We start from the raw sequence: 11,179 nt of genomic DNA, 5'->3' as shown, positions 1-11,179 counted from the left end.
GATTCTGAAACATGGAAGAAAGGCAAAGTCGCTTGTCAAATATGGATTGGAAGAGATTTCGACCATACTTATGCGTCCGACTTATACCCCAAAATTCGATGTTTTCAAATTTTTGTCATGTACTTAACAAAGATTTAATAATAACCACATTTATTATAAATATATCATATTGACTAACAAACAAGGCAATTTCTCGTCACAAACAACTATTTTATACACATACTCGATATATATGAAATATAAAAAAGACAAATTAGAGCAATAAGACATTTATCACCTCTTTTTTTTCGACACTATTACTCCAGGAAAACCGATAAAGCCCACTAAAAAAAGAAATCTAATTTCACACTTACAACAAATAATTAACCAAACAAATCTACAAATTATCCAAAAACAGTGTTCAACTATTAATTAGCACAGAAATCGATTACGACAGTTATTAACAATCCGTTAACAAAAGCAGATCCCTTCAACCCTACTTTCCTATCGGCTGTATTCTCCTTCTCACCTCTTTGGATATTTCCAGAAACATATAGTTCAGTTTGCCGGAATGAATACCTTCCTTGTTCTGTGCATACTTCTTATTGGCATACTCCTTGGACTTGTCAAAGGTAATGCGCGACATCTGGTTTTGTGACTTTCCCACCATCGTCGAATCCAACTGTTCGTCCGGAAAGAAATCATCCAAATCCACATCACCAATCATGGTTGTTTCAAGGAAATTCATGTCTTTATGACTGGAATCCGTGTAGTATCCTACAAACATATGCCCCGGGGTGCGCACCAATATAGGTTCTATGTTGATGGCACGGAGCAGAGAAGCAAAAAGCACACTTCCATCCACACAGTTGATTTGCGAGGATTCCAAGGCGTCATCGAACGTGCGCACACGCTGTGAAAAGACCACATTGCTGGAAAGGCTCGTATTGGAGACCGAGCTATAACGGAACTTACGCTTCTGCAGTACATTCCACAAGGCATAAACCTGCCTGTCCACCACTTCGGCACCTCCCTGATAGCCTAAAAAACGGTTGACGATACGCGTATCCAGCGCTTCACGCAGCAGCTTGTCAATCATAGGATTCTCCTCATTCACATAAGCTGCAAAAAAGATACCGGTATCATGGAACTTTGTACCGTTCGTGACATATCCCAACAGACACTCATTGATGCTGCGAACAGAAAAAGTGCGTACCCGCTGCCCAAAATCCTTCCCGTTCATCTCTACCATAACGGCCACACTGATGGGTTCCGCCTGGTTGTTGTTCTTCAAAGCTTCGTAATCCCATATGATATCAGGATAGATGATATACTCCGTACGCGGTTTTGCCAGTACGAACTCCGACACGGAACGGGAAAAGAACGGAGTCTCCGCAACCTCTACCCGCACCCGGCTGTAGGCATTCCTCGAACGGATGCGGACAGCAATGCATGACTTCGGATTGCCCACGTACATGGAATCCGCCGGCACGATGACCTGAGCGTCGGTAGTCGCCACCGAAAGGATACTGGAAGGGAATATATTACCGCCCAACTCATCCGCAATCTCAAAGCCCGAACGGAAAGGAGCTGTATTCAGCCAGACAGAGCCGATTATCACCAAAAGCAGAGTTCCCACAATAACCGGCAAACGCCTCTTAGAGCAACTCTTGATGTACATAAGTTCTTTCATACAATTCAGTATTTACGAAGCAAAGATAATATTTTAATGGAACGGTCCTTTTAGAAACGCTTTTGATTTTCTTAGATAAACAAGAACTAAATGTAACCCAAATGTAACACTTGCTTCATCATTCTGTAACAATTTTACCTCACTTTTGCACTAAAGAAAGTAAAAATAGTCTGCACCTCAGCATAACTTTTCATATAAACATGAAAATTCTGCATTCGGATTGCACTATTTTTGCCAATAAAAAAAAATAAAGTTTAACTTTGTGACAAGAGAACTGTTTTACCCTTATCATACATAAACAACAAAGCAATGAATGATTACCGTATTTTAGTAGTGGACGACGAAGAAGATTTATGTGAAATCCTGAAGTTCAATCTCGAAAACGAAGGATATGAAGTAGATACGGCAAACTCTGCCGAAGAAGCGCTGAAGATGGACATCTGCAATTACAATCTTTTATTGCTGGATGTGATGATGGGAGAAATTTCCGGCTTCAAAATGGCAAGCATGTTGAAAAAGGACAAAAAAACGGCTCGGATACCTATCATCTTCATCACTGCCAAAGATACGGAAAACGACACAGTGACCGGTTTCAACCTGGGAGCAGACGACTACATATCCAAACCCTTCTCGCTACGCGAAGTGGCGGCACGTGTCAAGGCCGTACTAAGACGCACCTGGCAAGGAGAAACGGAGCATGCACCGGAACAGATTTCCTACAAGACGCTGGTGCTGGACATCATCAAGAAAAAAGTCTGCATTGATGGCGAAGAGGCACCGCTCACCAAAAAGGAATTCGAGATCTTATTGCTGCTTTTGCAGAACAAAGGACGCGTATTCTCCCGCGAAGACATACTGAACCGCATCTGGAGCGACGAAGTATATGTGCTGGACCGCACCATCGACGTGAACATCACACGTCTGCGCAAGAAAATCGGAATTTATGGCAAATGCATCGTAACACGTTTGGGATATGGGTATTGCTTCGAAACCGAATAATAAAGACAGGCACTTTCTGTCCTTCAGCCGGAAACTGTTTCTTTCCGTCATCTCATTGTTTCTAGCATTCGCCGCATGCTTCATTGCTTACCAATATCAGCGAGAGAAAGAATATAAAGTAGAGTTGCTGGACATGCAGCTGCAAGACTATAATGGCAGACTGCACCAAGAATTGCATCACCTCCCCGACAGTATATGGACTTCCCTGCTGAACAGCTACATATCCAAACAGATGGACAAGGAACTGCGTGTCACGGTGGTAGACCTACACGGCAACGTACTGTTTGACAGCTCCCGGAACAATAACCACGACTTGGGCAATCACATCAAGCGGCCTGAAGTACAGAGAGCCCTGAAAAACGGCAAGGGATATGACATGCGGCGCATTTCGGAAACCACCGGCAAAACCTATTTTTATTCAGCCACAGTCTACGAAGACTACATCATCCGTTCGGCCTTGCCCTATAATGTCAACCTGATAAACAGCCTGGCTGCCGACCCACACTACATCTGGTTCACAGTCATCGTATCACTGCTGCTGATATTTATCTTCTACAGATTCACCTCCAAACTAGGCAGTGCCATCAATCATCTGCGCGAATTTGCCAAAAGAGCTGACAAAAACGAGCCTGTAGAAATAGATATACAAACGGCCTTCCCCCATAATGAACTTGGAGAGATTTCACAGCACATCATACAGATATACAAGCACCTGCGCGAAACGAAAGAGGCGCTTTACATCGAACGCGAAAAGCTCATCACCCACTTGCAGACCTCCCGCGAAGGACTGGGCGTATTCAACAGAGACAAAAAGGAGATATTGGTAAACAACCTATTCACCCAATACGGCAATCTGATTTCAGACTCCAACCTGCAAACTACCGAAGAGATATTCTCCATCTGCGAATTCCAGAAGATAACAGATTTCATCAACAAGGCTCAGAGACGCCCCTCCTACAACGAAGAACGAAGAATGTCCATCCACATCAACAAGAACGGACGCACCTTCATCGTGGAGTGCATCATCTTCCAAGACCTCAGCTTTGAAATCTCCATCAACGACATAACCCAAGAAGAGGAGCAAATACGGCTGAAACGACAGTTGACCCAAAACATTGCCCACGAGCTGAAAACTCCCGTAAGCAGTATACAAGGTTATCTGGAAACTATCGTAAACAACGAAAACATTGCGCCTGAAAAAATGCAGGTCTTCCTGGAACGCTGTTACGCGCAAAGCAACCGCCTGAGCCGCCTACTACGCGACATATCCGTATTGACTCGTATGGACGAAGCCGCCAATATGATTGACATGGAAAAGGTAGACATCAGCATGCTGGTTGCAAACATCATCAACGAAGTGTCCCTGGAACTGGAACAGAAACAAATCACCATTGTAAACTCCCTGAAACCGAAGATACAGCTGCGGGGAAATTACTCCTTGCTCTACTCCACCTTCCGCAACCTCATGGACAACGCCATCGCTTATGCCGGCACCAACATACACATCAACATCAGTTGTTTCCGCGAAGACGAGAATTACTATTATTTCAGTTTTGCCGATACCGGTATCGGTGTTTCTCCCGAACATCTGAACCGTTTGTTCGAACGCTTCTACCGTGTAGACAAAGGACGCTCGCGCAAATTAGGAGGCACCGGCCTGGGACTCGCCATAGTGAAGAATGCAGTCCTCATCCATGGAGGTACCATCTCCGCAAAAAACAACCAAGGCGGAGGACTGGAGTTTGTATTCACACTGGCAAAAGAGAGATAACAGCCCGTTTTACCACACCAAACAACATGCTTTGCAAACCTCCGGAGAAGGTTCTTGTGGCAAGTGTGGCTTGTATCGGTTTTCACCTTACTGATGTAACGGATTGCGCAAATCATCTTAAGTCGTTATTAATCAGAGAGTGGTTTTGCCAACTTATCACCATGCTTTTGGCAAGCTTTTACCATGACTATGGCAAAGCTTTGCCAACAAGGCGGCAAAGTCTTGCCAAGAAGGTGGCAAAACCTTGCCAACTTGTCGGCAGAAAGAAAGAGAGCGGGGAAGAAAATTTATCACTCATAGAATTGTTTTCTCAAAAAGAATCCCTATCTTTGTCATGCATTGGTTCGCTCCCCCTCTTCAGGGAAAGCGATTAAAAGGGAATCAGGTGTAAATCCTGAACAGTCCCGCTGCTGTAAGTTTCGCACAATGTTGCAGGCAATCACCCTCTATGCCACTGGAACACTCTTCCGGGAAGGCGTCTACAACAGAAACAAGTCAGAAGACCTGCCATGCACATTTTATCATTGCTTTCGAGGAAAAAGCGTTGAGTCTAATGAACCGGGCAAATCGTCCATCATTTCATTCATCAAACCTTATTCAGAGAAAGTAAAGAAGGTAATAAACTCTGCCAAGTTTATTTGATGATGTCCGGCCGAAGTGATTTCGCCCGGACATTTGTATTACAAAAAGTCATATTTTAGGCCCACTACAACGTATTCCAACACAAATCAGAACAGGTTTATATATCAATCTCATCACCGACTCGGGCACCGGTGCCATGAGCGACCACCAATGGGCGGATTTATAGCCACCCGCCGGAAAGACTGTAAGCGATTTACAAGCTCAATGTCAAGACAAAATCCGGAAACAAATAATAATGAATAGCGAACCGACGTTTCTCCACCGTACGATATTCTTCGGCGGAGAATATGCCGCTTTCATTTACAGCAAAAGGCAAAATGCGCATATGTCCGCGGAAATCAACCTCGGAAGCATTCAGGCATTTGAATATTGTCTCCTTGGCCGACCAGTGCAGCAACAGTGACCAAATGTCGGTTCCCCGAAATACGGACGGCTGTTCATCTTCGCGCATGAATTTATGCGCCACCTTCCTTACCCGCTCACCATACTGCTCGATGTCAATGCCTACTTCCCGACCCGGCAATCCCAAAACAACAGCCACATAACCTTTTGTATGCGAAATACTGAGGGAGGCGGAAGCATCTGCCAGATAAGGTTTCCCACTGGGATGATAAGCAATCTCTTTCTCTTCTCCAGACAGCGTATAAAGTAATACGCGGACAGCCAGCCACTCCAGACGGCGGTGTGCCGCGGTGAAACGCAACATATCTTCTCGGTACACTTCCTGATGAGGGAGCATAGCCAGTAATTCCTCCGGAGATTCCTCCGTTTTCCAAATTCCCCATCGGCAGGAAGGAGCAGTATGTTGCAAAAAAAGAGGCACGAAACAATTAAAAAATTAATAATTAAAGAGAAGAAGCATTGGGGGCTGCCGGGACATTTATTGTAAACTTCACTTTCAAGATACGGCGATTGTCCATCTCCAGCACCTCGAACTCATAACAGTCGTAGGTTACCTTTTCATGAAGAGCAGGAAATTCTCCCTTCAGTTCCAGCAGAAGTCCGGCAAGTGTATCGGCATCCCCTGCCACCTCATCGAACGTTTCCTCATCTATCCTCGTTATCTTATAAAAATCGGTCAGCTGGGTTTTAGCTTCAAACACCCACGTGTGGTCATTCAGTACAGCATACGTGTGTTCTTCATCATCATATTCGTCATGAATCTCACCCACAATCTCTTCGATAATGTCCTCCATAGTGACAATTCCCGACGTACCGCCGAACTCATCAACTACAATGGCAATATGAATCTTGTTTGCCTGGAAGTCGCGCAGCAAATCATCAATCATCTTGGTTTCAGGCACAAAGTAAGCGGGGCGAATCAACGACTGCCAGCGGAAATTGTCCCCTTTGTTCAGGTGAGGAAGCAAGTCCTTGATGTAAAGCACCCCCTTGATATTGTCACAGTTGTCTGCATAGATGGGAATACGGGAATAAACATTCTCCACAATACACTTCACCACATCCTTGAAAGAGGTACGAATATCCAAATCCACCACATCGAGGCGGGAGGTCATGACCTCCTTGGCAGTCTCTCCGCCAAAGCGGATGATGCCTTCCAAAATATTATTCTCCTCCGAAAGTTCCGCCTTATCAGTCAGTTCCAAGGCATGTGAAAGTTCATCAACCGATATATTATGGTTCTTGCGGGCCACATGCTTGTTCAAGAAAAAAGTGGAACGTACCAGCATAGATGCCATCGGATAGAATACGGAACGGCAAAACGTGATGCCGGGAGCGGCAAAACGGCAGAAAGCCAGCGTCTTCTGAGCCGAATATATCTTAGGCATGATTTCACCGAAAAGCAACAGCAAAAATGTAAGGACTACTGTCAGAATGAGGAACTCTGCAATGGGAGAATGAAATTGGAACACATTCATAAAGAAGAAGTTGCAGAGCATGATTATGGTTACATTCACGAAGTTGTTCGTAATCAGAATCGTTGCCAACAAACGTTCGCTGTTGTCCAGCAGATTACTGATTTTCTCATCCGAAGGATGCTTTCTCTCCGCTATTGCATTCAGGTCTGACGGAGAAAGAGAGAAAAAGGCTATTTCGGAAGCTGATGCAAAACCGGAAACAAGCAAAAGCAAACCTGCCAACACAATGGCTACAATGGCCGAAATAGAAGGAGTCTGTACGGATATACCGTTAAAAACATCTGCCAACTGGCATAAATAAGCGTCTGGATCCAAAGATTTTGGTTTTAGTTAAACAATTAGAACGGCAAGTCGTCCGTCGGGTTATCTTGTGCAGGGGCAGCCTGCGGTTGTACTGGTTGTTGCGGTCGGGCCGTCGCACCCGCCTGCGGCGCGTAAGGGGCAGCACCGGGAGTTGCAGTTTTCGGAGTCAGCATCTCCATATTGTCGACAAATATCTCGGTCACATAGCGCTTGATACCTCCCTGATCATCATAAGAACGAGTACGTATCTTACCTTCCACGTAAAGTTTGTCGCCCTTGTGCACATATTTCTCAACGATTTCGCCTAAACGGCCACGGAATATCAAGTTATGCCATTCGGTACGGTCCGGAATCTGCGTACCATTCTGCAAAGTGTATCCTTTCTCCGTAGTGGCCAAAGAAAGCTGGGCAACACAGTTTCCACCTTCATAATAGGTTATTTTAGGGTCTTGTCCCACATTTCCTATCAATATCACTTTATTTACTGACATAAGCTTCTATTTTATTAATTTGCTGCCAAAATTAACGAGAATATTCACACCATGCAAGAATACAAACAACTTTTATACATATTTCTCCAAGAAAGCATGTATCAGCCGGGGTACCGCATAACGGCCCAAATCTTCGACTGCAACCCGTTGGTAACTTGAGAAGGAGCTCGAATTATCGGGCAGAGTAACCTCGTAGAAGTTGGTGTAAATCACTCTGTGGGACAATACATGTTTCACCCCCCGAAGCAGTGTACGGACCATCCGCACCTCTCCCTCTGCAAACAGCGCATGAAACTGCGGACATGCCAGAAATTCCTCTTCGGATAAATCTTTTTCCGTTTCAACCAGAGGCAATTCAAAGAGATTTTTCCAGATATCGTCCTCCGTCCTCTTATGTATCAAGGTATGCGCGCCCATGCGTACATATATATAATTAAAATAGCGGTTGGTGGTCTTGGTTCTGTGCTGCTTCACGGGCAGTTGCTGCACTTTTCCTTCAGACAATGCCCGGCAGCTGCCGGACAAAGGACAAAACAGACAGTTGGGCGACTGCGGCGTACACTGCACGGCTCCGAAGTCCATAATTGCCTGGTTATAATCTGCCGGCCTGGATTTATCGAGCACCTCACCCGCCAAAGCGGTAAAAGTCTTTTTCCCTTCAGTAGAATCAATGGGAACATCAATGCCGAAATAGCGGGAAAGCACCCGATACACATTCCCGTCGACCGCCGCATAAGGCATGTCATAGGCAAAGGAGCAGATGGCCGCTGCCGTATAATCCCCCACTCCCTTCAAAGCACGTACCTCAACGTAGTTTTTCGGGAATGTCCCCTTCATGCTTCTGGCTGCGGCATGCAGGTTACGGGCACGGGAATAGTACCCCAAGCCCTGCCAATATTTCATCACTTCGTCCTCAGACGCAGCAGCCAGCGATGCCACATCCGGAAAGCGTTTTATGAAACGCAAAAAGTACTCATAGCCCTGCGCCACTCTCGTCTGTTGTAAGATGATTTCAGAAATCCATATCAGATAAGGGTTCGTGGTATTTCGCCACGGAAGGTCGCGTTTATTCTCCGCATACCAGTCCAACAATGTTCCGCTAAAAATATTCATGCTACAAAAATACTTCATTTTCAACCTAACAAAGCTTAATGCCAAGACTTTTTTAGAAAATTGTCCGAAATATATTTTTTAGAGACACGGAAAAGCTATATATTTGCAGTCCAAAAAATTAGGAAAACTATAGTAATAATATTTTTTTTAAAGAAAAATGACTAAAGCTGATATTGTAAACGAAATTACAAAGAACACCGGAATTGATAAGACAACCGTACTTACAACCGTTGAAGCATTCATGGACGCAGTAAAGGCATCTTTATCCAAAGATGAAAATGTTTACCTCCGCGGGTTTGGTAGTTTTGTAGTGAAGAAAAGAGCTCAGAAAACTGCTCGCAACATCTCCAAGAACACTACAATAATCATTCCGGAACATAACATTCCGGCATTTAAGCCTGCAAAAACGTTCACCCTCTCAGTGAAGAAATAATAAACAATAGTATTAACCCATAAAATTTTGAAGCTATGCCAAGCGGAAAGAAGAAAAAAAGACATAAAATGTCTACGCACAAGCGTAAAAAAAGACTAAGAAAGAACAGACATAAAAGTAAAAAGTAATTTTTAGTCTGAAGGACAAAATAAAGAACAAACTTGTGAAGCAAAATATCTCGCGGGTTTGTTCTTTGTTTAAGTAGTAAATTGAATCATTTAAAAGCCAATTATTGTGACAAGCGAACTCGTTGTAGACGTACAGCCCAAAGAGGTATCCATCGCACTGCTTGAAGACAAGCAGCTGGTGGAACTCCAGAGCGAAGGAAGAAATATTTCCTTCTCAGTGGGCAACATGTATTTGGGACGCGTCAAGAAATTGATGCCTGGCCTGAATGCCTGCTTCGTGGACGTGGGTTACGAGAAAGACGCTTTTCTTCATTATCTGGACTTGGGTCCTCAATTCAACTCGTTAGAGAAGTACGTAAAGCAAACTTTAAGCGACAAAAAGAAGCTGAATCCCATTACCAAAGCAACCATACTTCCCGACCTTGAAAAGGACGGAACGGTTTCCAACACACTCAAGGTAGGACAAGAAGTAGTGGTGCAGATTGTCAAGGAACCTATTTCGACCAAAGGGCCGCGACTGACTTCCGAACTTTCCTTTGCCGGAAGATACCTCGTACTGATTCCCTTTAACGACAAGGTTTCCGTATCACAAAAAATTAAATCGAGCGAAGAGCGCGCACGCCTCAAGCAACTGCTGATGAGCATCAAACCGAAGAACTTCGGTGTCATCGTCCGCACTGTGGCCGAAGGAAAACGTGTAGCCGAACTTGACGGAGAGCTTAAAGTATTACTGAAACATTGGGAAGATGCCATCACAAAAGTACAGAAAGCCACCAAATTTCCGACACTGATTTACGAAGAAACCAGCCGCGCCGTAGGACTGTTGCGTGACTTGTTCAATCCTTCCTTCGAAAACATCCACGTGAACAACGAGGCAGTGTACCACGAAATCAAGGATTACGTAACCCTCATCGCCCCTGAACGGGCAGGAATCGTGAAGCTGTACAAAGGACAACTCCCCATTTACGACAATTTTGGCATCACCAAACAAATCAAGTCGTCATTCGGCAAGACCATTTCATACAAAAGTGGTGCCTACCTGATTATTGAGCATACTGAGGCGCTTCACGTAGTAGACGTGAACAGCGGTAACCGCACCAAGAATGCCAACGGGCAGGAGGCTAACGCACTGGAAGTGAATCTGGGTGCAGCCGACGAACTGGCACGCCAGCTCAGACTAAGGGATATGGGTGGTATCATCGTGGTGGACTTCATCGACATGAACGAAGCCGAAAACCGACAGAAGCTTTACGAACGTATGTGTGCCAATATGCAGAAAGACAGAGCACGTCACAACATCCTGCCGCTCAGCAAATTCGGACTGATGCAAATTACACGCCAGCGTGTGCGCCCGGCTATGGATGTAAATACGACTGAAACCTGTCCCACCTGTTTCGGCAAAGGCACCATCAAATCGTCCATCCTCTTTACGGACACCTTAGAGAGTAAGATTGATTATCTGGTCAACAAATTGAAGATAAAGAAATTCTCGTTACACATCCACCCGTACATTGCAGCCTATGTCAATCAGGGACTCGTCTCCCTGAAACGGAAGTGGCAGATGAAGTACGGATTTGGTATCAAGATTATTCCAAGCCAGAAACTTGCATTTCTGGAATATGTATTCTACGACCTGCAAGGGGAAGAGATAGACATGAAGGAAGAAATCGAAATCAAATAAAAAAAGCGGTGAAGAGTATTTGTCTTCACCGCTTTTTTTAATCCTTCCTTCGGGAAATTCTTCCCG

The 11,179-nt window shown here is 44.7% G+C and carries 9 protein-coding genes, 1 pseudogene and 1 riboswitch; of the genes and pseudogenes, 5 read left to right on the top strand and 5 right to left on the bottom strand.

From position 1 onward, the window contains the following. Nucleotides 1-127, top strand: a pseudogene (locus HU824_RS15210) (IS4 family transposase); the annotation flags it as partial. A gap of 348 nt (nucleotides 128-475) precedes the next feature. Here HU824_RS15210 and HU824_RS15205 read toward each other — a convergent pair. Then, on the bottom strand, nucleotides 476-1,672 hold the full coding sequence (locus tag HU824_RS15205) for a hypothetical protein (protein ID WP_176469275.1): 1,197 nt from the start codon (nucleotides 1,670-1,672) through the stop codon (nucleotides 476-478). 309 nt (nucleotides 1,673-1,981) lie between these two features. Between HU824_RS15205 and HU824_RS15200 the strand changes: the two genes are divergently transcribed. Together HU824_RS15200 and HU824_RS15195 are read left to right on the top strand one after the other, a co-directional pair. Then, entirely contained in the window at nucleotides 1,982-2,671 is a 690-nt protein-coding gene (locus HU824_RS15200) for a response regulator transcription factor (protein WP_176469274.1), read from the top strand. Continuing rightward, nucleotides 2,646-4,442 (top strand): ATP-binding protein, encoded by a 1,797-nt coding sequence (locus HU824_RS15195; RefSeq protein WP_136011168.1) that lies wholly within the window; start codon nucleotides 2,646-2,648, stop codon nucleotides 4,440-4,442. The genes HU824_RS15200 and HU824_RS15195 overlap by 26 nt, the downstream gene beginning before the upstream one ends. A gap of 323 nt (nucleotides 4,443-4,765) precedes the next feature. After that, a riboswitch (cobalamin riboswitch) is annotated at nucleotides 4,766-4,969 on the top strand. A gap of 308 nt (nucleotides 4,970-5,277) precedes the next feature. Here HU824_RS15195 and HU824_RS15190 read toward each other — a convergent pair. From HU824_RS15190 to mutY, 4 genes are all read right to left on the bottom strand, one after another. Next, nucleotides 5,278-5,907 (bottom strand): 4'-phosphopantetheinyl transferase superfamily protein, encoded by a 630-nt coding sequence (locus HU824_RS15190; protein ID WP_136011169.1) that lies wholly within the window; start codon nucleotides 5,905-5,907, stop codon nucleotides 5,278-5,280. Nucleotides 5,908-5,929: 22 nt separating this feature from the next. Then, the gene (gene gldE / locus HU824_RS15185; protein WP_176469273.1) at nucleotides 5,930-7,279 is read right to left on the bottom strand and encodes a gliding motility-associated protein GldE; all 1,350 of its coding nucleotides are present in this window, start codon (nucleotides 7,277-7,279) and stop codon (nucleotides 5,930-5,932) included. A gap of 23 nt (nucleotides 7,280-7,302) precedes the next feature. Next, entirely contained in the window at nucleotides 7,303-7,758 is a 456-nt protein-coding gene (locus tag HU824_RS15180; protein WP_176469272.1) for a single-stranded DNA-binding protein, read from the bottom strand. 72 nt (nucleotides 7,759-7,830) lie between these two features. Next, on the bottom strand, nucleotides 7,831-8,871 hold the full coding sequence (mutY, locus tag HU824_RS15175; RefSeq protein WP_176469271.1) for an A/G-specific adenine glycosylase: 1,041 nt from the start codon (nucleotides 8,869-8,871) through the stop codon (nucleotides 7,831-7,833). Nucleotides 8,872-9,028: 157 nt separating this feature from the next. Here mutY and HU824_RS15170 point away from each other — a divergent pair, with 157 nt between their 5' ends. Together HU824_RS15170 and HU824_RS15165 are read left to right on the top strand one after the other, a co-directional pair. Beyond that, nucleotides 9,029-9,304, top strand: a complete 276-nt coding sequence (locus HU824_RS15170; RefSeq protein ID WP_005826750.1) for an HU family DNA-binding protein — start codon at nucleotides 9,029-9,031, stop codon at nucleotides 9,302-9,304. A 234-nt stretch (nucleotides 9,305-9,538) separates the two neighbouring features. Continuing rightward, complete coding sequence (locus HU824_RS15165; protein WP_136011173.1) at nucleotides 9,539-11,113, top strand: Rne/Rng family ribonuclease; 1,575 nt, start codon at nucleotides 9,539-9,541, stop codon at nucleotides 11,111-11,113. Nucleotides 11,114-11,179 lie beyond the last annotated feature (66 nt).

This window comes from Bacteroides sp. L10-4 (assembly GCF_013373675.1).
Classification (GTDB): Bacteria; Bacteroidota; Bacteroidia; order Bacteroidales; family Bacteroidaceae; genus Bacteroides; species Bacteroides muris.
The sequence above is the reverse complement of the archived record's forward strand: the minus strand, read 5'-3'. Positions and strand labels throughout refer to the sequence as shown.

Coding starts and splice junctions, on each gene's coding strand:
- HU824_RS15205 (WP_176469275.1), bottom strand. CDS start 1,672: ATGAAAGAACTTATGTACATCAAGAGTTGCTCTAAGAGGCGTTTGCCG.
- mutY (WP_176469271.1), bottom strand. CDS start 8,871: ATGAATATTTTTAGCGGAACATTGTTGGACTGGTATGCGGAGAATAAA.
- HU824_RS15200 (WP_176469274.1), top strand. CDS start 1,982: ATGAATGATTACCGTATTTTAGTAGTGGACGACGAAGAAGATTTATGT.
- HU824_RS15180 (WP_176469272.1), bottom strand. CDS start 7,758: ATGTCAGTAAATAAAGTGATATTGATAGGAAATGTGGGACAAGACCCT.
- HU824_RS15195 (WP_136011168.1), top strand. CDS start 2,646: ATGGGTATTGCTTCGAAACCGAATAATAAAGACAGGCACTTTCTGTCC.
- HU824_RS15170 (WP_005826750.1), top strand. CDS start 9,029: ATGACTAAAGCTGATATTGTAAACGAAATTACAAAGAACACCGGAATT.